Origin of the sequence: Pseudomonas sp. 8AS (genome assembly GCF_902506505.1) — a bacterium.
Taxonomy (GTDB): domain Bacteria; phylum Pseudomonadota; class Gammaproteobacteria; order Pseudomonadales; family Pseudomonadaceae; genus Aquipseudomonas.
Genome location: NZ_LR733406.1, coordinates 1,914,806 through 1,935,963 on the forward strand (window position 1 = coordinate 1,914,806; position 21,158 = coordinate 1,935,963).

Consider the following 21,158-nt stretch of genomic DNA (forward strand, 5'->3'; position numbering starts at 1 on the left):
AATCCGGATATTCGTATGAAAACCGCACAAGAAATGAAACCCAACAGTGTGGCCCTGATCGACGGTCAACCTTGGCTGATCCAGAAAGCCGAGTTCACCAAGTCCGGTCGTAACAGCGCCATCGTCAAAATGAAGCTGAAGAACCTGATCAACGGCTCCAAGACCGAGACCGTTTACAAGGCCGACGACAAGATGGAGCCGGTTATCCTTGAGCGCAAGGAAGTGACCCTGTCCTACATCAGCGGCACCGACTACGTGTTCATGGACCCGGAGTTCAACTCCTACGAACTGCGCGAAGAAGACCTGGAAAGCGTTCTGCCGTTCATCGAAGAAGGCATGACCGACGTCTGCGAAGCCGTGTTCTTCGAAGGCAAGGTGATCTCCGTCGACCTGCCGACCACCATCGTGCGCCAGATCGCCTACACCGAAGGCTCCGCCCGTGGCGACACCTCCGGCAAAGTCATGAAGCCGGCCAAGCTGAGCAACGGTACCGAAGTCAAGGTTGCAGACTTCTGCAACATCGACGACTGGATCGAGATCGACACCCGCGACGGTTCCTACAAGGGCCGCACCCAGGCGCCGCAGGCCTAAGCCTTCCGCCTGTACCGCGTGTGACAAAGAGCCCGGCCATTGTGCCGGGCTTTTTCATTTCAGCTGCCAATCGGCAGGCGACTGTGCAGGGCCTGGTCCCAGGGCGGCGGGTGGCCGAAGCGTTCGCTGAGGAAGGCCAGCAGCAGGCGTACGCGCGGGCTGGTTTCGCGCTCCAGGCGCAGGGCGTAGATGCTGCTGGGTTCGGGGGGCGGCAGGCCGTTGTTGCAGAACAGCGGCTGCAACTCGCCGCGCAGCAGGTACTCGCTGGCCAGCCAGGTTGGCAGGTGGGCGATGCCCAGGCCGTTGCACACCCCGTGGATCAGGGTTTCGCAGTTGTTGCTGGTCATGCGCAGGCGGCCGGGGCGGCATAGCTGCAGCTTGCCCTGGTGGGCAAAGCGCCAGGCGTAGGGCGGCGCCAGGGTGTCCCAGTCGAGGCCGTCGTGGCTAGCCAGCTCCTGCGGGCTCAGCGGTGTGCCGCGTCGGCGCAGATAGGCCGGGCTGGCGCAGGCGATGCGCATCATCGAGGCCAGCGGCGTGGCGACCAGGCGGCTGTCGCCGAGCGGGCCGATGCGGATCACCACATCGACCTCGCCCAGGTGCTCGCCGTCCAGGTCGATGAAGCTGTCGATCAGGCGCAGTTGCACATCCAGGCCGGGGTTCAGCGCGAGGAAGTCGGCGATGGCCGGGGCCAGGTGGCGGCGACCGAAGGGGCTCGGTGCGTCGATGCGGATCAGGCCTTCCTGGGCACTGCTCAGCGAGACGGCCTCGGCACGGGCCAGGCGCAGTTCGTCGAGAATGCGTCGGCTGCGTTCGGCGAAGGCGACGCCCGCCTGTGTGGCCCGTACCGCGTGGGTGTTGCGCAGGAACAGGCTGACTCCGAGCGCCTGTTCCAGGTTGTCCATGCGTCGTGCCACGGCCGAAGGCGTCAGCTGGTGCAGGCGCGCGGCCGCGGAGAAGCTGCCGCTTTCCAGCACGGCGAGGAAGAGGTCGAGTTGCTCGCTGAGCTGGGTCGGATTCATGGCATGCCTGTGCGTTTATGGCACAGCCATTGTGCATCTTTGTGCGTTTCCGATCCAAGTAGCGCTGATTAGCATGGGCGCATTCTGAATGCGGAGGGCGCATGGTGTTGAGTGAAGTGCTGATCAATATCGGCCTGGGCCTGTGCCTGGGCACCATCGGTGGGCTGTTCGGCATCGGCGGTGGCCTGGTCGCGATTCCCATGCTGGGCCTGCTGTTCGGCCTGGATCAGCACCTGGCCCAGGGCACGGCGCTGGTCATGGTGGTGCCGAACGTGATGCTGGCGTTGTGGCGCTACAACCAGCGCAATCGCCTCAACTGGCGCTGGGCGGCTGTGCTGGCGCTGGCGGGCTTCTGCTGGGCGCTGATCGGGGCGAATGTCGCCACCAGCCTTTCCAACAGCCTGATGCGCTACCTGTTTGTCGGCTTCCTGTTACTGCTGATCCTCTACAACGGCTGGCGCCTGTACCGGCCCTTGCTGCTGGCGCAGGGGGCGCACCCGCCCACTAAGGGACGGCTGGCGCTGCTGGGTACGGTTGCCGGGCTGGCTGGCGGCCTGTTCGGCGTGGGCGGCGCGGTGGTGGCGACGCCGGTGCTGACCAGTGTGTTCGGTTTGAGCCAGGTGCTGGCGCAAGGTCTGGCGCTGGCCATGGCCTTGCCGAGTACCGCGGTGACCCTGGTCACGTTCGCCGCCCACGGCCAGGTCGATTGGGGCATGGGGCTGGCGCTGTCCTGTGGTGGGTTGCTGAGCATCAGCTGGGGCGTGCGCATGGCCCATGCCGTACCGGACAGGCTGTTGCGCCTGCTGTTCTGCGGCTTCCTGCTGGCCTGCTCGGCAGGTCTGCTGCTGCAGTGAACCTGACCCACAGAGCTTACAGACGAAAACCCTCGACTATGTGCTCGGCCAGGGTTTCCGTGACCTGCGACTGGCTGTGCTGGTTGCGCAGCAGCACGATGCTGGTCATCGGCAGTGTCGGCAGGCCCTCGGTCTCGCCGATGATGCGCATGTCCGGGGTGATCAGGCTCTGCAGCTGGGCGGTGACCGCCAGGCCGGCGCTGACCACGGCGAAGATCGCCGACAGGCTGGGGCTGGTGTAGGCGATGCGGTACTCGCGCTCCATGGCGTCCAGGGCGTTGCAGGCCCAGGCGCGGCAGAAGCAGTCGGCGTTGAACATGGCCAGTGGCATGGGCGTCTGTTCGTGGGGGCTGAAGCCGATGGCCTCGGCCCAGACGAAGCGTTCCTGGCGCAGCAGCTGGCCGATTTCCTTGCCCGGCTCGCGGGTGACGATGGTCAGGTCCAGATCCTGGCGCTGCAGCAGCTGGTAGGACGGTTCGCAGTGCAGCTCCACCTGCACCAGCGGGTAGGCCTGGGCGAAGCGGGCGAGGATACCGGGCATGAAGCGCATCACGTAGTCGTCCGGCGTGCCGATGCGCACCGAGCCGACCATGTGCGGCTCGCGCAGGGTGTTGAACACCTCGCCGTGCAGCTTGAGGATGCGCCGGGCATAGCCGAGCAGCACCTGGCCTTCGGCGGTGAGGCGCACCTGGCGGCCGTCGCGCTGGAACAGCGGGCGTTGCAGCACATCCTCTTCCAGGCGCTTCATCTGCATGCTGATGGCCGACTGGGTGCGGTTGACCGCCTCGGCCGCGCGGGTGAAGCCGCCCAGGTCGGCGATGGCGACGAAGCTGCGCAGCAGTTCGGTATCGATGCTCGGATAATTGACCATTGATCAATCTCGCAGATGTCTGGCATAAGAAACATTCGTTGGATTGATCTTAATCCCAGCGCGAGACTGGCGCCAACCCCACAGGGAGGGCGTCAAGATGAAAGGTCAAAAAGGTTATGCCGTAGTCCAATCGATCAGTGCCGGGCGGGTGCGTCCGCTGGCGCTGTTGCTGGCCGCCTGGCGCCAGGTGGCGCGCTGGTGGCAGCTGGCCGAGCAGCGCCGGCTGCTGGCCATGCTCGATGAGTCTGCGCTCAAGGATATCGGCCTGAGCCGTGCCGATGCGCTGCAGGAAAGCGAGCGGCCGTTCTGGGACGATCCGCTCAAGCGTTGAATGGTTGTGTTATCGAGGAGTGGCAATGGTGTTTTCGATCTGGGCCGGAGCGCGGGCATGAGCAGTACGCGCCAGGGCGCCGATGCATTTTTGTTCCAACTGATGCTGTTGCTGTGCGCCATCTGGGGCATCCAGCAGGTGGCGATCAAGCTGGCCGCGGCGGATATCGCGCCCTTGCTGCAGGTGACCCTGCGCTCGGGCATCGCTGCGCTGCTGGTGGCCGGTGTGATGTTCTGGCAGCGCGGCTGGCAGGGCTGGCTGCGCGGCACCTGGCGCGCCGGGGTGCTGGCCGGCGGCCTGTTCGCCCTGGAGTTCTTCTTCATCGCCCGCGGCCTGCAGTACACCTCGGCCTCGCACATGGCGGTGTTCCTCTATACCGCACCGATTTTTTCCGCCCTCGGCCTGCACCTGCTGCTGCCCAGCGAGCGCCTGCGCCCCCTGCAGTGGGGCGGCATTGCCTTGTGTTTCGGCGGTATCGCCCTGGCCTTCGGCGGCGAACTGGACTGGGCCAGGATGGACCGGAACCTGCTGCTCGGCGACGGCCTGGGCCTGCTGGCCGGCATGGCCTGGGGCGCGACCACCGTGGTGGTGCGCGGCTCGCGGCTGTCCGAGGCGCCGCCGACCCTGACCCTGTTCTATCAGTTGGCCGTAGCCTTCCTGCTGCTGCTCGGCTATGCCGCGGCAATCGGGCAACTGGGGCCGATCCGCTGGACGCCGGTCAGCATCGGCAGCGTGCTGCTGCAGGGCGTGGTGGTGTCCTTCTTCAGCTACCTGGCCTGGTTCTGGCTGCTGCGTCGCTACCTGGCATCGAACATGGCGGTGTTTTCCTTCATGACCCCGCTGTTCGGCGTCAGCTTCGGCGTGCTGATCCTCGATGAGCCGCTGACCCGCAACTTCGTCATCGGCGCGCTGCTAGTGCTGGCCGGCATCATGCTGGTCAGCAACCATGCCTGGGTGCGCAAGCGTCTGCTCGCCGGGCGAGGGCTGGCCAGGCAGGAAGGAACAACAGATTGATCGTGGTCGCTTGAAATCAAGGAGAGAGAGCATGTCCCGTTACCACCTGGCGCAACTGAATATCGCCAGCATGAAGGAACCCCTGGAATCGCCGGGCATGGCCGACTTCGTCGCCAATCTGGAGCGTATCAATGCCCTGGCCGAGAGCTCGCCGGGCTTCGTCTGGCGCCTGCAGGACGAAGCCGGCGATGCCACCGCGATTCGTCCGTTCGGCGAGCAGGTGCTGGTCAATCTGTCGCTCTGGCAGGATGTCGAGTCGCTCGGCGACTACGTCTACAAATCCGCCCATACCGAGATGCTCAAACGGCGCAACGAATGGTTCAGCCGCCTGGGCGAGGCGCACATGGTGCTGTGGTGGGTGCCGGCCGGGCATCTGCCGGATGTGCAGGAGGCCGCCGAGCGTCTGCGTCTGCTGCGTGGGTCGGGGCCGACGGCTCAGGCGTTCAGCTTTCGCGAGCGTTTTGCCGCCCCGGTTGCCTAGCCCGGCACCTGAGCGGGCTGGCGCTGCCGGCCAATGCGGCTAGCATAGGCCGCCATGAGCCTTTCCCTGTCCTTGTCGCAAGCCCGTCGCCTGGCCCTGGCCGCCCAGGGCTTTGGTCGTACGCCGCGCGCTGCCATCGGCCATCGCCAATTATTGGCGCAGATCGAGCGTCTCGGCGTGCTGCAGATCGACTCGGTCAATGCCCTGGTGCGCTCGCACTACCTGCCGGGTTTCTCGCGCCTCGGCCAGTACCGGCCCGAACTGCTCGACGAACTGGCCTGGGGCCAGCCGCGGCGCCGTGCGCTGTTCGAGTACTGGGGGCATGAAGCCTCGCTGCTACCGCTGCAGCTGTACCCGTTGCTGCGCTGGCGCATGCGCCGTGCTGCTAACGGGCAGGGCATCTACCGGCAACTGGCCGAGTTCGGCCGGCAGCAGCGCGAGGTCATCGCCCGCGTATTGCGCAGTGTGCGCGAGCAGGGCGCCCTGGGTGCCGGCAGCCTGAGCACCCGCACCGAGCGGGCCGGGCCCTGGTGGGACTGGAGCGCGGAGAAGCATGCGCTGGAGTGGCTGTTCGCCGCTGGCGAGGTGACGGTGGCCGGGCGGCGCGGCTTCGAGCGCCTGTACGATTTGCCGGAGCGGATGATCCCGGCGGCGCAGTTCGAGCATCCCGAGCTGGATGAGGGCGAGGCGCAGCGCCAGTTGCTGCTGCGTTCGGCGGACGCGCTGGGCGTGGCGACGGCGAAGGACCTGCGCGACTACTTTCGGCTGGATAGCGCCGACGCCAAGGCGCGCATCGCCGAGCTGGTCGAAGCCGGCGAGTTGCAGGGCGTTGCGGTCGAGGGCTGGACCCAGCCGGCCTACTGCCGTGGCGAGCCAAAGCTGCCGCGGCGGATCAAGGCCAGCGCGCTGCTGTCGCCCTTCGACTCGCTGATCTGGGCGCGCGAACGCACCGAGCGGCTGTTCGACTTCCGCTACCGCCTGGAAATCTACACCCCGCAGCACAAGCGCCTGTACGGCTACTACGTGCTGCCGTTCCTGCATGACGAACGATTGCTGGCGCGGCTCGACCTGCGCAGCGAGCGGGCGCAGGGGCGCCTGGCGGTGCATGCCATGCATGTGGAGGGTGAGCTGGACGAGGCGGCGTTGGCGGCCCTGGCTGCGCAGTTGCGGGCGCTGGCTGCCTGGCTGGGCTTGCCGGAGGTGGCCTTGAATTGCCGCTCGCCGGTGGCCGAGCGGCTGAGGGCCGTTCTGTAGGGTGCGCCGTGCGCACCAAGGAGTTCTACGCGTGCCCCGGTGCGCACAGCGCACCCTACAAAGCGGTTGCTTACTTGTTGGCGGCGATGCGCGCGCGGATATGCTCGGCACGCTCCTGGGAGGCCGGGTGCGAGTCGAACATGCTGCTTTCGCCGCCGCCCAGCTTGGCCAGCTTCTCGAAGGCGGTGACCAGGCCCTCGCGCTTGACGCCGCGCTGGGTCAGCAGGTCGAAGGAGAAGTCGTCCGCATCGGATTCCTGGGACTGGGAGAACTGCGCGTTGACCAGGGCCTCGCCCAGTTCACCGATCTGCGAGCTGGACAGGGCGGCGGCGGTGCTGTTGCCCGAGTAGGCCGCGGCATTGCGCGCCACGGAAGTGGCGTGGGCGGTCTGCATGGCCTTCTTGGTGTGGCCGAGGGCGACGTGGCCCATCTCGTGGCCGAGCACGCCTTCCACTTCGTTGTCGGTCATCAGGTCCATCAGGCCGCTGTACACGCGCACGCAACCGTTGGCCATGGCCCAGGCATTGACCTCGTCGGTCAGGTAGACCTTGTAGTTCACCGGGGTGCCGTGGATCTGGCTGCCCAGGTTGGCGGCGATCTTGTTCAGGCGCTGGGTGTATTCGCTGTCCGCATCGGCGATGGGCGCTTCGGCGTCCATCTGCATGCAAGCCTGGTCGGCCTGGCTCTTCACTTCGGCATCGCTGAGGGTGGCGGCCTGCATGGCCATCATGCCGGTCTGCAGCATGGCGTCCGGGCTCATGTTCTGGCAGCCGCTGAGCAGGGTGGCGAAGGCGAGGGCGGAGAGGGGGAGTTGCAGTTTCATCGGTCATCTTCCTTGGTGGGGTATAAGCCGCGAGTCATTCCCGGCTGGGTGGTGCTTGCAGAGCGCTGGATCACGTTCCGGACTCAAGACACCGGAGCCCGCAGACTGCGCGAATTGTTGCACAGGTGCCTGGGGCGAGCGCTGAAACAGGTCTCACTTGGCGTAGCGGGCGCCGCGCGGCGCCCGCTACGTCGTGGTCTTCAGCGGCGTACTTGTTTGAGCGTCTCGGCAATCATGAAGGCCAGTTCCAGCGATTGGTCGGCATTCATCCGCGGGTCGCAGTGGGTGTGGTAGCGATCCGACAGGCCGGCCTCGGTGATCGGCCGCGCGCCGCCGATGCACTCGGTGACGTTCTGCCCGGTCATCTCGATATGGATGCCGCCGGCGTAGGTGCCCTCGGCCTGGTGCACGGCGAAGAACTGCTTCACTTCGGACAGGATCTGCGCGAAGTCGCGGGTCTTGTAGCCGCTGGAGGCCTTGATGGTGTTGCCGTGCATGGGGTCTGAGCTCCACAGCACCTGCCGGCCTTCACCCTGCACCTTGCGCAGCAGGCGCGGGAAGTGGGCTTCGACCTTGTCGGCGCCCATGCGCACGATCAGGTTGAGGCGACCGGGGTCGTTGTCCGGGTTGAGGATGTCGATCAGGCGGATCAGCTCATCCGGATCCATGCTCGGGCCGACCTTGACCCCGATCGGGTTGCCGACGCCGCGCAGGAACTCGACATGGGCGCCGTCCAGCTGACGGGTGCGGTCGCCGATCCACAGCATGTGCGCGGAGCAGTCGTACCAGCCGCCGGTGAGGCTGTCCCGGCGCACGAAGGCCTGCTCGTAGTTCAGCAGCAGGGCCTCGTGGGCGGTGAAGAAGCTGACTTCGCGCAGTTGCGGCGCGCTGTCCATGCCCACCGCGCGCATGAAGGCCAGGGTCTCGTCGATGCGGTTGGCCAGTTGCTGGTACTTCTCGCTCAGGGCGGAATTGGCGATGAAGTCCAGGTTCCACTGGTGCACCTGGTGCACGTCGGCGAAGCCGCCCTGGGCGAAGGCGCGCAGCAGGTTGAGGCTGGCGGTGGACTGGTGGTAGGCCTGCAGCAGGCGCTCCGGGTCCGGCACGCGGCTGGCGGCGTCGAAGCCGATGCCGTTGACGATATCGCCGCGATAGGCGGGCAGGGTCACGCCATCGATGGTTTCGTCGTTGGCCGAGCGCGGCTTGGCGAACTGCCCGGCCATGCGCCCGACTTTGACCACCGGGCAGCCGGCGGCGAAGGTCATGACGATGGCCATCTGCAGCAGCACCTTGAAGGTGTCGCGGATCTTCAGGGTGGAGAACTCGGCGAAGCTTTCCGCGCAGTCACCGCCCTGCAGCAGGAAGGCGCGGCCCTGGGTGACCTCGGCGAACTGGCGGCGCAGCTCGCGCGCCTCGCCGGCGAAGACCAGCGGCGGATAGCCGGCCAGGGTCTTTTCCACCTGCTGCAGGTGGGCGGCGTCCGGGTATTGGGGTTGCTGCTGGATCGGCTTGCTTCTCCAGCTTTCGGGGCTCCAGGCTTGCGACATCAGACTTCTCGGCTATCAGCGGTACATGCAGACAGTCATGGTAACCGATCGGCCCGCGCGCGTGAGCCGATCGGCGCGATAGGCCTCTGTATGTAGGAGCCAGCTTGCTGGCGATCAGCCGTTTGCGGGTGCATTGATCGCCAGCAAGCTGGCTCCTACAGGTGTGTGGCTGCTGGCTACGCTCAGGCGGTGGCCGGTTTGAAGCCTTGAGCAGCAGCGCTGCGCGGCAATACGTCGCGGCCCGGCAGGAAGCAGCCGAAGCCGCGCTGTTTGCCCAGCGCCTCGGGGAACCCGGCGCCGCGGCGGTAGGCGATGCGGCCGTTGATCAGGGTGGCGTCCACGGCCGCGTCGTTGCGCTTGACCACCCGCTGCAGGCCGATGACCTCCATGGGCGCCTCATGCATGGCGTCGAGTTCATCGGTCAGCCCGGCGGGATCGACGATCACCAGGTCGGCGCGGTCGCCGACGCGGATGGTGCCGGCGTCCACGCCGATAAAGTCGGCCAGCTCGCCACTCAGGCGGTGCACGGCGCGACCTATGTCCATGAACGGCGTGCCGACCAGTTCGGCGTCGCGCACGTACTTGAGGAAGCGCAGCGGGAAGTTGTACTGGGCAATCGAACGCAGGTGCGCGCCGGAGTCGGCGAAGCCCGGCTGGGTCCAGGGGCTGGCCAGCAGCTTGTGCATCACCGGCAGGCGCTGGTTGCCGTAGCAGGTGGTCCATTTCAGCGCCTCGCGGTACTGGCAGGCGATCTCGAAGTAGGCATCCACCGCGTCCAGGCCACGGGCCTGGCCGAGCTGCTTGAAGTTCTGCCCGACCAGGCTGGGGTCCGGGCACTCGGTTACCCAGCAGTCGGAGAAGTCGCGGTGCCACAGGCCCTTGGTGAGGATGGCCTTGACCTGCTGCTTGAACAGGGCGCGGAACTCCGGCTCCTTGACCTTGGCGTACAGCTGGTCCGGATCCTTGATATTGCGCAGGATCTCGCCGGCGCCGAACTCCTCGAAGGCGTTCACGTTGAGCCCTTCCAGGCGCAGGGTGAAGGGCGCCGGCAGGGTCTGCCAGCGGAAATGCCCGCGCAGCACTTTGTTCGCCAGCCAGCCGGAGAGACGGGTGAAACGGTGCAGCAGCGGCTGCGACTTGAGGTCCAGGGCGGTGAGCATGGTGCATTTGAGCGGCTTGCGCAGCCAGCCATGGGCCTGATACAGGAAGGCGAACACGTTGACCTTGGTTACCGCGTCCGGCGCGCCCTGCAGCACCGCGCCGCGCCGACGCAGCACGGCGAACAGGCGGGAGAACTCGCTCCAGCTGGCGAAGGTCGAGGGCAGCGGGCTGGACCAGGCGCGGTCGCCGTCCATCTTGTCCAGTTTGGTGGTCATCACCGACAGGCCGATGCAGCCGGCGTCCAGCGCCTCTTCCAGCAGCTGCTCCATGCGCTGCAGCTCGGCTTCGCTCGGTTTGATCTTGCGGGTGGCACGCTCCAGACCCATTACCGCCACGCGCAGTTCGGAGTGACCGAGGAAGGAGCTGACGTTCGGCCCCAGCGGGTGCTGGTCGTAGAAGGCGCGGTAGCCGGCGGCGTCGCGCCAGGTCTTCTTCTGTTGCAGGATCGGCAGCACGTACTCGCGCGGTACCGCCTCGACGCGGGTGAACAGGTCGGAGCAGTCCTCGGCATCGGCCAGCACCATGCTGATCGAGCAGGAGCCGATAGTCACGCTGGTCACGCCGTGGCGCACCGATTCCTTCAGCGCTGGCGCGGCGATCACTTCGGCATCGTAGTGCGAGTGGATTTCCAGGAAGCCGGGGGTCACCCATTTGCCGGCGGCGTCGAGAACTTCGGGGCAGCCGTTTTCATCCAGCGGGCTGAGGCTGACCGCATCGATGCGCCCGGCCTTGATGCCGATATGGCGCAGTGCGCCGGGCGCGCCGCTGCCGTCGAAATACAGGCCGTTCTTGATGATGATGTCATAGCTCATAGCAGGCTCCAGGGCGACAGCAGCAGGGTGCCGGTGATCAGCAACAGGCAATAGATGGCAATACGGAAATGGCGCTCGTCGAAGCGGCGGTGCAGGCGCTCGCCCAGCCATACGCCGAGCAGCAGCAGCGGGGCGTAGGTCGCCACCTGTGGCAGTGCCGGCAGCAGGCGGCCGTCGAGCAGGAAGGCGATGGTCAGCAGGCTGTTGAGGGCGAACCACACCGTCACCAGGGTGGCGCGCAGGCGTGCCTTGTCCAGCGCGGTGCCGGCCAGGCCGTAGACCAGCAGCGGGCCGCCGGAAGCGAACAGGCCGTGGCTGATGCCGGCGCCCAGGGTGATGATGCGGGTCAGCCAGGTCGGCCGTACCGGCATCGCGCTGGCATGGCGCAGGCGCCACAGCTCGCGGCCGGCGAACCACAGCACCAGGGCGCCGAAGCCGACCTTGAGCGCCTGGGTGTCCAGCCAGGGCAGCAGCCAGTAGCCGAGCAGGGTGCCGGCGACCATGCCGGGCAGGATGGTGCCGAGCAGCAGGCGGCGGTCGATCATGCGCCAGTGGCGGCTGACCAGGTAGCCGGTCATGCAGATGTTCAGCGGCACCAGCACCGGCAGCAACTGGTCGATCGGCAGCAGCAATGCACCCAGCGATAAGGCGATAACGATGCTGCCGAAGCCGGTGATGGCTTCCAAGGTGTAGGCCAGCAGGATAAAGGCGCCTAGGGCGTAGGGAGCGAAGGCCATCAACCCATCTCCCCGGCGAAGCGCTGGCTCATCTTGCGGTAGTACAGGCTCGGCGCCAGGCGCCAGAGCAGGCTGGCCAGCCAGCTGCCGCGGTCGGGGAACAGGCGCTCCCGACGCTGCTCCAGGCCCTTGAGGATTTCCCCGGCCATCCAGTCGGCACCACGGATCCGGCCTATGGTCGAGCGCGCGTGGCCGGCCGGCTTGCCGTCGGCGCCCAGGGCGTTGCGGTCGATGGGGGTGTCGAGGAAGCTCGGGTAGACCATCAGCAGATGGAGGCCGTCACGCGCGATCTCCGCGCGCAGCACTTCGAAGGCCTGGCTCAGGGCGCTCTTTGCCGCGCAGTAGCCGGCGCGGCCGAGCACCGGCATCCAGCCGGCCATGGAGCCGATGGCGGCGACCTGGCCACGGCTCTCGCACAGCAGCGGCAGGGCGCTCAGGGTCAGTTCCAGCGGTGCGTGGTAGTCCACCGCCATGACCTTGCGGAATACCGCCGGGTCGGTCTGCACGGTGGGCGAGCGATGGGTGATGCCGGCGTTGTTGAGCAGCACATCGAGGCGACCGAAGTGCTCGCGACAAGCCTGGAGCAGTGCGCGGTGCAACTCGGGATCGCAGATGTCGCCGGCGATGCCCAGGACTCGCGCCTCACCCAGTTCGGCAACCCGTGCGGCCAGGCCGTTGGCGTCGATATCGGTGAGCAGCAGCTGGTCGCCACGGGCATGGCAGGCACGGGCCAAGGCCCAGCCCAGGCCGCTGGCGGCGCCAGTGATCAGCACCACGCTCATGGTGTGGCCTCCTGGGCGGATGCCGGCAGTTCCGTGCGACGTGACCACAGCCAGGCCAGGGTGAGGCCCGAGACCAGGTGCCAGCAGCCCCAGAACGCGGCGATCAGCAGCATGCCGCTGGCCTGGGGGAAGAAGGTGAAGATGATCACCAGGCCCAGGGCCGAATTCTGGATGCCGACCTCCAGGGTGATGGCGCGGCGGTCGGCGACCGGCAGGCCTGCCAGGCCTGCACTGCCATAGCCGATCAGCAGGGCCAGGGCGTTGTGCGCCACCACCAGCCAGAAGAACAGGTGGAAGTGTTCAAGGAACTGTTCGAAGTTGCGGCTGAAGGCCAGGCCGACGAACACCAGCATCACCAGCAGAGCGAAGATGCGCAGTGGCTTTTCCACCTTGAGGGTGAGCAGGGGGAAGCGCCGGCCGATCATCATGCCCAGCACCAGGGGCACGCCCAGCACCAGCAACACCATCAGCAGCAGGCTCAGGGGCTGGATCGAGATTTCGGTGAGCAGGGCGCGGGTGTGCGGGTTGAGCCAGGCATAGAAGGTGAAGTTGAGCGGCGTGAGCACGCTGGCCGCCAGGCTGGAAACGGCGGTCATGCTCACCGAAACCGCCACGTTGCCACGGGCCATCCAGGTCATGATGTTGGAGAAGCTGCCACCGGGGCAGGCCGCCACCAGCATCATGCCCAGGGCCAGTTGCGGCTCCACGCGCAGCGCCCAGCAGACCAGGCAGGTCAGTGCCGGCAGCAGCAGAAACTGCGCCAGCAGGCCGATCAGCGGTGCCTTGGGCTCGCGCACGATGCGGCGGAAGTCCTCGGCGCGCAGGTCGAGGGAAACGCCGAACATCATCACCGCCAGAATGACGTTGATCAGGATCAGGCTGGAGGGGTCGAACTGGATCTGTACCTCGCCCATCTCAGACCTCCCGCGCCAGTGGCGCCGTACTGTTGCTGAGTATCTGCGGCGCGAGGCCGGCGCGCAGCTCGGCGCTATGGGCCTTGAGCGCGGCGCGGTAGCTGTCCTTGTGCACGTAGTAGGCCATGCGTTCCAGCGGCAGGTAGGCGTAGCCGCCGTCCAGACGCTGGGCGAAGCGTTGCTGCACCTGCTGGTGGAAGCGCGCGGCCAAGGCATGGCCGTCGAGCTGCTGGCGGATCACCAGGGCGACCAGTTCCGCCTGTTCGGCGCGGCCCTGCCAGCCGAGGCCGGAGGCTTCGATCATGCCGAGCATGAACAGGTCGCGGTGCTGCGGGTGGAACACGTTGAGGTACAGCTGCGGCGCGCCGGCGCCCTGGGGCCAGTTCAGCTCGGCACGGTCGATGAACGGGTAGTCGAGCTTGTAGCCGGTGGCCTGGAGGATCAGGTCGTAGTCGGCCTGTCTGCCATCGGTAAAGGTCACGCTATGGCCGTCGACCTTGCGGATATCGCCGCGCGGCTGGATATCGCCATGGCCGATATGGTGCAGCACCAGCGAGTTCATCACCGGGTGCGACTCGTACAGGCGGTAGTCCGGATCGGGCAGGCCGTATTGCGAGGGCTTGCCGAGCAGGACGCGGACCAGCAGGCCATCGACCAGCTGCTTGAGCCGGCGCGGCAGCTTGATCGCGCCGCCGAAGGTGTCGGTGGGCTTGCCGAGGATGAACTTGGGCAGGAAGTGGTAGCCGCGGCGTACCGAGAGGTCGACCGAGACGGCGCGGTGCACGGCATCCACGGCGATGTCGCAGGCCGAGTTGCCGCAGCCGACCACCAGCACGCGCTTGCCGGCGAAGACCTCCGCCGACTTGTAGGCCGAGGAGTGCAGCAGCTCGCCGGCGAACGGACCGGGCAGAACCGGCTGGTTGGGGGTGTGCAGGGTGCCATTGGCGATCAGCACGCCGTCGAACTGCCATTCGCGCTGCACGCCGGCGCATTCACTGAGCAGACGCCAGCCCTGGTTGAGACGCTCCAGCTTGAGCACGCGGGTGTTGAACTGGTAGTGCTGGCGCAGGCCGAAGTGTTCGGCGTAGTCGCGAAAGTACTGGCCGATCTGCTGGTGCCGCGGGTAGTGCGGCACCGCGGCGGGCATGGGGAATTCGGCGAAGGCGGTGGTGCCCTTGGACGAGATCAGGTGCGCCGACTCGTACATGGTGCTGTGCGGGTTGCTGATATCCCACAGGCCGCCGACATCGCTGTGCAACTCGAAGCCGACAAAGGGGATAGCATGGCGTTGTAGCTGACGGGCAGCCGCCAGCCCCATGGGGCCGGCTCCGATAATGGCGTGCATGCAAGGCGTCTCGATTGTCTTTCTGTAGTTATTCCGTGAGCATATGCACCCCCGCGCAGGCCGTAACGGCTCAATCAGGACCTTTCCCGGTTAATTCAGGACCATGAGCAGCACCCCTTCCGTCACCGTGCATTACGCCCAGGCCATCCTCCAGGCCGCCGAGCGCCTGGCCTTGCCGCTGCCGGCCGAGCTGCGCGCGCTGGGTGGCGAGGCGCGCATTCCGCTGGCGCGCCAGGACGCCCTGTGGGAGGCCTTCTGTAGCGCCTCCAGCGATCCGTTGATCGGCCTGCGCCTGGGCTGCGCCCTGCAGGTCGGCCATCTGGACATGGTCGGCGCCTTGCTGATGAGCTGCGAAACGGTGGGCGAGGCGCTGGAAGCCCTGCTCGAGTACTACCCGATAGTCGGCGAGGGCGGCGAGTTCAGCCTGCAGCGGGTTCCCGGGCAGGTACGCTTGGTCTACCAGCCGCATTACCAGGTACGCCGCGAGGAGCGGGTCGAGGCGGTGCTGGCCAGCCTGCTGCACATGACGCGCTGGATCGCCGGCAACAAGCTGGGCTCGTTGCAGCTGAGCTTCAGCCACGCCGCCCGCGGCGAGCTCGCCAGCTATGCCGGGCTGCTGGATTGCCCGCTGCAATTCGAGGCCGCGGACAATGCGCTGCTGTTTGCCGAGGCCGACCTGCGGGTGCCGCTGATCCAGGCCAATGCCCTGATGCGCGAGCACCTGCGCGGCCTCGCCGACAGCTTGCTCGAGCGCCTGGGTACGCAGAGCCTGGCGGTGCGCGTGCAGCAGTTGCTGCGCCAGCATCCGCGCTGGGGCAAGGAGCGCGTCGCCGAACAGTTGGCGCTGAGCGGGCGCCACCTCAACCGCAAGCTGGCCGAGGAGGGCACCACGTTCAAGTTGCTGCGCGAGCAGGTGCTGTACCAGATGGCCGAACAGTTGTTGCGCGAGTCGCCACGCTTGAGCGAGGTGGCCGAGCGTCTGGGTTTTTCCGATGAGAGTGCTTTCGCCAAGGCCTTCCGCCGCTGGAGCAGCATGACACCAGGGCAGTTTCGCCAGGGGCAGAGTGAATGAGTGATTTGCGTGAAGAACGGGTGCTGGCCGAGGTGCAGGATCAATTCGGCCTGGTCCGGGTGCTGGAAGTCGGCGATTACCGTTTCCTCGAATTCGGCGATGCGATTGAGCAGAGCTGCGTGTTCACTCGCGACCCGAAGTGGCTGGAATATGACTACACCCGCGCCATGCTGCTCGGTGCGCTGTGCCATGAGGCAGCGGAGACTGCGCTGTTCCTCGGCTTGGGCGCCGGCAACCTGACCCAGGCCTGCCTGAGCTTCCTGAGCCTGGACGATGTCGAGGTGATCGAGCTGCGCCCGGACGTGCCGCGCCTGGCCATGGAATACCTCGGCCTGGCCGACGATCCGCGCCTGACCATCCGCATCGGCGATGCCCTGGAGCTGCTCGACAGCGCCGAGTCGGCTGACCTGATCTTCCTCGACCTGTACACCGATACCGGTCCGGCGGTCGGTCACCTGGCCTGGAAGTTCCTGGAAAACTGCCAGGCCAAGCTCAACCCGGGCGGCTGGCTGGTGATCAATCAGTGGGGTACCGACGACGGCAAGCCGCTCGGCGCGGCACTGCTGCGCGGCCTCTACCACCGCCATTACTGGGAGATTCCGGTTAAGGAGGGCAACGTCATCCTGCTGGTGCCGGCCGATCTGGAGCAGGAACTGCAGCCCGAACTGCTCTCGGCCCGCGCCGCCGAGCTGGCGCCGCGCCTGGGCTATTCGCTGCAGCCGCTGATCGACGTGCTGCGCCCGGCCAGTTGATGGGGTGCGGTAAGCGATTCGTAGGGTGCGCCGTGCGCACCACGGCCCCGCACAGGATCATTGGTGCGCACGGCGTACCCTACGGAGCATGCGTCGCCGCGGCTTAGCGGCCTGTGCAATGGCCAGGCGTCGTCCGGGTCTGGCGCGTTATCGCTAGCAAGGTGCGGGCCGGTTTTGTAAAAAATCTGCCACGTAGACAGCTTTTCCTGTATGATTCGCGCCCGGCCAAACTTGGCCGTCGTTCAGGTAGTAAAACTCACGAAGCGCTTGCTTCGGCAGCTTGTCCGCATAGCGGACTATCCTTGACGTTTCATCCATTTAGTTTTCGCAAATCCCCGCCTACACGGCTGCCAGGGTGACCTTCGGGTCCTACATGGCATGTGCAGCTTTGGAACTTGGGTCTTTGCGGATGCACCTAGAGGCAGACCCATGACCCAGGAAGTAACCGGCACTTTCGCCGAACTCGGCCTTCATCCTTCTATTCTCGCTGCGCTGACCGCGGTGGGCTACGAAGAGCCGTCCCCGATTCAATCCCAGGCGATCCCGGTGATCCTCGCCGGCCACGACATGATCGGCCAGGCGCAGACCGGTACCGGCAAGACTGCAGCGTTCGCCCTGCCGATCCTGTCGAAGATCGACCCGGCCAAGCGTGAACTGCAGGCGCTGATCCTCGCGCCGACCCGCGAGCTGGCCCTGCAGGTGGCCACCGCATTCGAAACCTATTCCAAGCAGATGCCCGGCCTGAACGTGGTCGCCGTCTACGGCGGCGCGCCTATGGGCCCGCAGCTCAAGGCCATCCGCATGGGTGCCCAGGTCATCGTCGCCACTCCCGGTCGCCTGGTCGACCACCTGAGCCGCAACGACCAGCTGCTGTCGACCATCAGCCACCTGGTGCTCGACGAAGCCGACGAAATGCTCAAGCTCGGCTTCATGGATGACCTGGAAGTGATCTTCCAGGCCATGCCGGCCAGCCGCCAGAGCGTGCTGTTCTCCGCGACCCTGCCGGCCTCGATCCGCACCATCGCCGAGAAGCACCTGCGCGAACCGAAGCACATCAAGATCGCCGCCAAGACCCAGACCGTCTCGCTGATCGAGCAGGCGCACCTGATGGTGCATGCCGACCAGAAGGTCCAGGCCGTTTCGCGCCTGCTGGAAGTCGAGGAATTCGACGCCCTGATCGCTTTCGTGCGTACCAAGCAAGCCACCCTGGACCTGGCCTCCGCGCTGGAAGCCAAGGGCTACAAGGTGGCCGCACTGAACGGTGACATCGCGCAGAACCAGCGCGAGCGCGTCATCGAGTCGCTGAAAGACGGCCGTCTGGACATCGTGGTTGCCACCGACGTGGCCGCCCGTGGTATCGACGTGCCGCGCATCACCCACGTACTCAACGTCGACATGCCGTACGACCCGGAGTCCTACGTGCACCGTATCGGTCGTACCGGTCGTGCCGGGCGCGTTGGTCGTGCGCTGCTGCTGGTCACCCCGCGCGAGCGCCGCATGCTGCAGGTGATCGAGCGCGTGACCGGGCAGAAAGTTGCCGAAGTGCGCCTGCCGAATGCCCAGCAGGTACTGGATGCGCGCATCAAGAAGCTGACCAACAGCCTGGCGCCGCTGGTGGCTGATGCCGAAGCCAGTCATGGCGAGCTGCTCGACCGTCTGATCGCCGATATCGGCTGCAGCCCGCGTGCCCTGGCTGCGGCCCTGCTGCGCAAGGCCACCAATGGCCAGTCGCTGAACCTGGCCGACGTCGAGCGCGAGCAGCCGCTGGTGCCGACCGTCAGTGCCCCGCGCGAGCGTCGCGAGCGTGATGGCGAGCGCGGCGGCGATTTCGCTCCGCGTGAGCGTCGTGCCCCGGTGCCGCTGGCCGAAGGCCGTGCCCGTTGCCGTACCGCCCTGGGCACTCGCGACGGCATCGCCGCGAAGAACCTGCTCGGCGCGATCCTCAACGAAGGTGGCCTGGCCCGCGAAGCCATCGGTCGCATCCAGATCCGCGAGACCTTCAGTCTGATCGAACTGCCGGAAGAAGGTCTCGACCGCCTGCTCGGCAAGCTCAAGGACACCCGCGTCGCCGGCAAGGCCCTGAAGCTGCGCCGCTACCGCGAGGATTGATCCTCGGCTGAACGAAGCAGTCCCGCCAAGTCAGGCTGTGTGAAACCTGGTCGTTGCGGCCGAACCGAAGGCAATGCCCGTATCGATCGATACGGGCATTGTCGTTTATGGGCTGCATCCAGTGCGCGGCGGGCCGGTGGCTGCCACGCAAACAGATGATCGGCACTCGGCTCATTTCAGTACCCGGAAACAGCAACGCCCCGAGCCAGCCGGGGCGTTGCTGTGGCCTGCAATCTGGGCGTTTTCATGCGTCCTGATTTGGCTGGCTTTTTGGTTGTTCCCGGGTTGGCGGCCGAAGCCGTTTGTGCGGGAGGGCGCGGCGGCTTACCAGATCGGCAGGGTGTAGCTGACGATCAGGCGGTTCTCGTCCAGGTCGTTACCGAAGTTGGAACGCACGGTGGCGTTGCGCAGCTTCACGCCGAGGTTCTTCAGCGGGCCATCCTGGAACACATAGGCGATGTCGGTGTTGCGTTCCCATTCCTCGCCTTCGGACTTGTTCGCGCCACGGTCGACGTTGTCGCCGGTGATGTAGCGGGTCATGAAGGTCAGGCCGGGGATGCCCAGGGCGGCGAAGTTGTAGTCGTAGCGCGCCTGCCAGGACTTCTCGTCCTTGAAGGCGAAGTCGCCGATCTGCACGAAGTTGACCAGGAACGCATCGGTGCCGTTGATGTAGGCGAAGCCGGTGTCGCCGCTCATCTTCTGGTAGCCCAGGCCGAAGGCGTGGCCGCCCAGGCCGTAGGTGAACATGGCGCCGAAGGCGTTGTTGTCGACGTTGGTCTGGCCATCGTCGGTGGAGCGGGCGTAACGGATATCGCTCTTCAGGCTCTGCTTGTCGCCCAGCGGCAGTACGTGCACGGCGTTGAGGTAGTGCTGGTCGTAGAACTGGTCGAGGTTGCCGTAGTGGTAGCTGGTGGTCAGCTGGTCGTTCCATTTGTAGCTGGCGCCGGCGAAGTTGAACTCGTCGCTGGTGACCCCGGTGTGCCCGGTGAAGCCGCGCGCCGCATTGCTGCTGGAGGTCAGGGTCATGACCTCGTGGTCGGAGGAGTCGCGCTGGTTGACCCGGCTCAGCTGGCCGCCGTCGAAGGTCAGGCCGTCGATCTCCATGGAGTTCAGCGAGCCGCCCTGGAAGCTCTGCGGCAGCAGGCGCGAGTCGTTGGACATGACCACCGGCAGCTTGGGCATCAGGGTTCCGGCCTTGAGCACGCTCTTGGACACGCGGAATTTCGCGGTCACGCCGAGGTCGCCGTAGCTGTCCTGGGCTTCGCCGGTATCGCGATCGAGCTGCAGCAGGCCGGTGCCGCTGGTGCCGCGGCCGGAGTCCAGCTGCAGGCCGAGGGTGCCGATGGCGTCGACGCCGACGCCGACGGTGCCTTCGGTAAAGCCCGACTCGTAGCGCAGCAGGAAGCCCTGGGCCCACTCTTCGGCCTTGGCGTGGCCGTTGCTCGGGTTGCCGCCTTCCTGGCGGAAGTCGCGGTTCATATAGAAGTTGCGCATTTCCAGGCTGGCTTTGCTGTCTTCGAGAAAGGCAGCATGGGCCAGGCCGGGCAGAGTGAGGCTGGTGCCCAGGGTGGCGAGGGCCACGGCGCGGGCGAGAAGGGTCTTGCTCATTGTTGTTGTTTCCTCGGCTGGTGGTGGCAGGGCGGATGACCACCCTGTTACAGCGAGGCGACTAAAACATTTCGTAACGGCTACGGCCTTTAGACCTTGGTCGGATTACTCGACCCAGTGCGGGTAGTAGCCGAGCTGGCGCTGCACCGCCTCGTCATGGGCCGGCACCACGATCAAGCCGGGCTCGCGCTGCAGCAACTGATGGACCTTGTCCAGTTGCGCGCGGGTCGCTTCGCGGTCGTTGTCGACCATGTTCCGGCTGATCCAGAACTTTTCCCGGGGTCCGGTGAAGCCCTCCAGGCGCCAGCTGGCGTCACCGGTGAAGAAGAAGCGCCGGCCGTCGTCCAGGGTGAGGAACAGGCCGACCGAGCCCGGGGTGTGGCCGAACAGCGGCACCAGCACCAGGCTGCCGTCGCCGAACAGGTCGTGGCTCTGCTCGAAGCCGAGGAACGGCTGATTGGCGAAGGTGAAGGGCACCCACTTGATCGGGTGCTTGAACTGGCTGGGCAGCAGGGCCGGCGGGGTGGCGATGCGGCTGAACTCGATTTCCTCGTAGGGCGCCCACACCGGCACCTCGGGGAAGTCGGCCAGCCCCGAGGCGTGGTCCCAGTGCGCGTGGCTGAGGAGGATGCGGTCGACGCGGATGCCGTCGCGCTCGATCTGGTCACGCACCGGCGTGACCGGGCCGTAGCGCAGCAGCGGCTTGTCGTACCAGGGCATTTGCGCCTCGAACTGCTGATCCACCTGGCGGCCCAGGGAGGTGTCGAGCAGCAGGGTGGCGGCATGGTGTTCGATCAGCACGGCGACGTGGTTGGCGATGACCTTCTCGCTCCAGGCACCGTCCTCGATGGTGAAGGCGTCGCGGGTTTCGGTCTCGGCGGTCTTGACCAGGGTGAAGCGCAGGCCGGCGGCCTGGCTTGGCAGGCTCAGCAGGGGCAGAAGAACACTGAGAAGAATGGCGGCTGCGCTGCGCATGACGGGGCTCCTTGCAGTATGGGTGGGGGCGGTGCATTGTCTGCAGTCTGGCCTGGATAATAGGCAGACAGGTCTGTATATTTCCAGCATTATCTTTTCACGCCGG

19 protein-coding genes and 1 pseudogene are annotated in these 21,158 nt (G+C 66.3%); 9 read left to right on the plus strand and 11 right to left on the minus strand.

What is annotated here, in order from left to right; all coding sequences use genetic code 11:
• Positions 1 to 15: 15 nt before the first annotated feature.
• Positions 16 to 591, plus strand: a complete 576-nt coding sequence (locus tag GV001_RS08945) for an elongation factor P (RefSeq protein WP_160079282.1) — start codon at positions 16 to 18, stop codon at positions 589 to 591.
• A 59-nt stretch (positions 592 to 650) separates the two neighbouring features.
• Here the strand turns inward: GV001_RS08945 and GV001_RS08950 are convergent, their stop codons facing one another.
• Positions 651 to 1,610, minus strand: coding sequence for a LysR family transcriptional regulator (locus GV001_RS08950; RefSeq protein WP_160079283.1), 960 nt, complete (start codon positions 1,608 to 1,610; stop codon positions 651 to 653).
• Positions 1,611 to 1,711: 101 nt separating this feature from the next.
• Here GV001_RS08950 and GV001_RS08955 point away from each other — a divergent pair, with 101 nt between their 5' ends.
• On the plus strand, positions 1,712 to 2,464 hold the full coding sequence (locus GV001_RS08955) for a sulfite exporter TauE/SafE family protein (RefSeq protein WP_160079284.1): 753 nt from the start codon (positions 1,712 to 1,714) through the stop codon (positions 2,462 to 2,464).
• Between the two features lie 16 nt (positions 2,465 to 2,480).
• Here the strand turns inward: GV001_RS08955 and GV001_RS08960 are convergent, their stop codons facing one another.
• Complete coding sequence (locus GV001_RS08960; protein ID WP_160079285.1) at positions 2,481 to 3,335, minus strand: LysR family transcriptional regulator; 855 nt, start codon at positions 3,333 to 3,335, stop codon at positions 2,481 to 2,483.
• Positions 3,336 to 3,432: 97 nt separating this feature from the next.
• Here GV001_RS08960 and GV001_RS08965 point away from each other — a divergent pair, with 97 nt between their 5' ends.
• From GV001_RS08965 to GV001_RS08980, 4 genes are read left to right on the plus strand one after another with little or no spacing between them, the layout of a single operon-like run.
• Positions 3,433 to 3,666, plus strand: a complete 234-nt coding sequence (locus GV001_RS08965) for a DUF1127 domain-containing protein (protein WP_160079286.1) — start codon at positions 3,433 to 3,435, stop codon at positions 3,664 to 3,666.
• Between the two features lie 57 nt (positions 3,667 to 3,723).
• On the plus strand, positions 3,724 to 4,680 hold the full coding sequence (locus tag GV001_RS08970) for a DMT family transporter (RefSeq protein ID WP_160079287.1): 957 nt from the start codon (positions 3,724 to 3,726) through the stop codon (positions 4,678 to 4,680).
• A gap of 31 nt (positions 4,681 to 4,711) precedes the next feature.
• Positions 4,712 to 5,161 carry a DUF3291 domain-containing protein gene (locus tag GV001_RS08975; protein WP_160079288.1) on the plus strand — a complete coding sequence of 150 codons (450 nt, stop codon included), beginning with the start codon at positions 4,712 to 4,714 and terminating at the stop codon, positions 5,159 to 5,161.
• 54 nt (positions 5,162 to 5,215) lie between these two features.
• Positions 5,216 to 6,415 carry a winged helix-turn-helix domain-containing protein gene (locus GV001_RS08980; protein WP_160079289.1) on the plus strand — a complete coding sequence of 400 codons (1,200 nt, stop codon included), beginning with the start codon at positions 5,216 to 5,218 and terminating at the stop codon, positions 6,413 to 6,415.
• Positions 6,416 to 6,485: 70 nt separating this feature from the next.
• On the opposite strand, the gene GV001_RS08985 is transcribed toward GV001_RS08980, so the two are convergent.
• The 7 genes from GV001_RS08985 to GV001_RS09015 form a co-directional block, all read right to left on the minus strand.
• Entirely contained in the window at positions 6,486 to 7,238 is a 753-nt protein-coding gene (locus tag GV001_RS08985) for a M48 family metallopeptidase (protein ID WP_160079290.1), read from the minus strand.
• Positions 7,239 to 7,438: 200 nt separating this feature from the next.
• Positions 7,439 to 8,785: a class II 3-deoxy-7-phosphoheptulonate synthase gene (locus GV001_RS08990; RefSeq protein WP_160079291.1), complete on the minus strand. Its 1,347-nt coding sequence runs from the start codon at positions 8,783 to 8,785 to the stop codon at positions 7,439 to 7,441.
• A gap of 182 nt (positions 8,786 to 8,967) precedes the next feature.
• Positions 8,968 to 10,758 carry an amidohydrolase family protein gene (locus tag GV001_RS08995; RefSeq protein ID WP_160079292.1) on the minus strand — a complete coding sequence of 597 codons (1,791 nt, stop codon included), beginning with the start codon at positions 10,756 to 10,758 and terminating at the stop codon, positions 8,968 to 8,970.
• Complete coding sequence (locus GV001_RS09000; RefSeq protein WP_160079293.1) at positions 10,755 to 11,495, minus strand: sulfite exporter TauE/SafE family protein; 741 nt, start codon at positions 11,493 to 11,495, stop codon at positions 10,755 to 10,757. The genes GV001_RS08995 and GV001_RS09000 overlap by 4 nt, the downstream gene beginning before the upstream one ends.
• Positions 11,495 to 12,277 carry an SDR family NAD(P)-dependent oxidoreductase gene (locus GV001_RS09005; protein WP_160079294.1) on the minus strand — a complete coding sequence of 261 codons (783 nt, stop codon included), beginning with the start codon at positions 12,275 to 12,277 and terminating at the stop codon, positions 11,495 to 11,497. Before GV001_RS09005 ends, GV001_RS09000 begins: the two co-directional genes overlap by 1 nt.
• Entirely contained in the window at positions 12,274 to 13,191 is a 918-nt protein-coding gene (locus GV001_RS09010) for a bile acid:sodium symporter family protein (protein ID WP_160079295.1), read from the minus strand. Before GV001_RS09010 ends, GV001_RS09005 begins: the two co-directional genes overlap by 4 nt.
• Before the next feature lies 1 nt (position 13,192).
• Positions 13,193 to 14,536, minus strand: a complete 1,344-nt coding sequence (locus GV001_RS09015) for an NAD(P)/FAD-dependent oxidoreductase (RefSeq protein ID WP_160079296.1) — start codon at positions 14,534 to 14,536, stop codon at positions 13,193 to 13,195.
• Between the two features lie 103 nt (positions 14,537 to 14,639).
• Between GV001_RS09015 and GV001_RS09020 the strand changes: the two genes are divergently transcribed.
• The 3 genes and pseudogenes from GV001_RS09020 (at position 14,640) to GV001_RS09030 (ending at position 18,469) form a co-directional block, all read left to right on the plus strand.
• The gene (locus tag GV001_RS09020) at positions 14,640 to 15,608 is read left to right on the plus strand and encodes an AraC family transcriptional regulator (protein ID WP_160079297.1); all 969 of its coding nucleotides are present in this window, start codon (positions 14,640 to 14,642) and stop codon (positions 15,606 to 15,608) included.
• Positions 15,605 to 16,360, plus strand: coding sequence for a spermidine synthase (locus GV001_RS09025; RefSeq protein WP_160079298.1), 756 nt, complete (start codon positions 15,605 to 15,607; stop codon positions 16,358 to 16,360). Before GV001_RS09020 ends, GV001_RS09025 begins: the two co-directional genes overlap by 4 nt.
• 395 nt (positions 16,361 to 16,755) lie before the next feature.
• Positions 16,756 to 18,469 (plus strand): annotated as a pseudogene (locus tag GV001_RS09030) (DEAD/DEAH box helicase).
• A 324-nt stretch (positions 18,470 to 18,793) separates the two neighbouring features.
• Here the strand turns inward: GV001_RS09030 and GV001_RS09035 are convergent.
• The gene (locus GV001_RS09035; RefSeq protein WP_160079300.1) at positions 18,794 to 20,077 is read right to left on the minus strand and encodes an OprD family porin; all 1,284 of its coding nucleotides are present in this window, start codon (positions 20,075 to 20,077) and stop codon (positions 18,794 to 18,796) included.
• Positions 20,078 to 20,182: 105 nt separating this feature from the next.
• Positions 20,183 to 21,052, minus strand: a complete 870-nt coding sequence (locus GV001_RS09040; RefSeq protein ID WP_160079301.1) for an MBL fold metallo-hydrolase — start codon at positions 21,050 to 21,052, stop codon at positions 20,183 to 20,185.
• Between the last annotated feature and the right edge of the window lie 106 nt (positions 21,053 to 21,158).

Coding starts and splice junctions, on each gene's coding strand:
- GV001_RS08945 (WP_160079282.1), top strand. CDS start 16: ATGAAAACCGCACAAGAAATGAAACCCAACAGTGTGGCCCTGATCGAC.
- GV001_RS08950 (WP_160079283.1), bottom strand. CDS start 1,610: ATGAATCCGACCCAGCTCAGCGAGCAACTCGACCTCTTCCTCGCCGTG.
- GV001_RS08955 (WP_160079284.1), top strand. CDS start 1,712: ATGGTGTTGAGTGAAGTGCTGATCAATATCGGCCTGGGCCTGTGCCTG.
- GV001_RS08960 (WP_160079285.1), bottom strand. CDS start 3,335: ATGGTCAATTATCCGAGCATCGATACCGAACTGCTGCGCAGCTTCGTC.
- GV001_RS08965 (WP_160079286.1), top strand. CDS start 3,433: ATGAAAGGTCAAAAAGGTTATGCCGTAGTCCAATCGATCAGTGCCGGG.
- GV001_RS08970 (WP_160079287.1), top strand. CDS start 3,724: ATGAGCAGTACGCGCCAGGGCGCCGATGCATTTTTGTTCCAACTGATG.
- GV001_RS08975 (WP_160079288.1), top strand. CDS start 4,712: ATGTCCCGTTACCACCTGGCGCAACTGAATATCGCCAGCATGAAGGAA.
- GV001_RS08980 (WP_160079289.1), top strand. CDS start 5,216: ATGAGCCTTTCCCTGTCCTTGTCGCAAGCCCGTCGCCTGGCCCTGGCC.
- GV001_RS08985 (WP_160079290.1), bottom strand. CDS start 7,238: ATGAAACTGCAACTCCCCCTCTCCGCCCTCGCCTTCGCCACCCTGCTC.
- GV001_RS08990 (WP_160079291.1), bottom strand. CDS start 8,785: ATGTCGCAAGCCTGGAGCCCCGAAAGCTGGAGAAGCAAGCCGATCCAG.
- GV001_RS08995 (WP_160079292.1), bottom strand. CDS start 10,758: ATGAGCTATGACATCATCATCAAGAACGGCCTGTATTTCGACGGCAGC.
- GV001_RS09000 (WP_160079293.1), bottom strand. CDS start 11,495: ATGGCCTTCGCTCCCTACGCCCTAGGCGCCTTTATCCTGCTGGCCTAC.
- GV001_RS09005 (WP_160079294.1), bottom strand. CDS start 12,277: ATGAGCGTGGTGCTGATCACTGGCGCCGCCAGCGGCCTGGGCTGGGCC.
- GV001_RS09010 (WP_160079295.1), bottom strand. CDS start 13,191: ATGGGCGAGGTACAGATCCAGTTCGACCCCTCCAGCCTGATCCTGATC.
- GV001_RS09015 (WP_160079296.1), bottom strand. CDS start 14,536: ATGCACGCCATTATCGGAGCCGGCCCCATGGGGCTGGCGGCTGCCCGT.
- GV001_RS09020 (WP_160079297.1), top strand. CDS start 14,640: ATGAGCAGCACCCCTTCCGTCACCGTGCATTACGCCCAGGCCATCCTC.
- GV001_RS09025 (WP_160079298.1), top strand. CDS start 15,605: ATGAGTGATTTGCGTGAAGAACGGGTGCTGGCCGAGGTGCAGGATCAA.
- GV001_RS09035 (WP_160079300.1), bottom strand. CDS start 20,077: ATGAGCAAGACCCTTCTCGCCCGCGCCGTGGCCCTCGCCACCCTGGGC.
- GV001_RS09040 (WP_160079301.1), bottom strand. CDS start 21,052: ATGCGCAGCGCAGCCGCCATTCTTCTCAGTGTTCTTCTGCCCCTGCTG.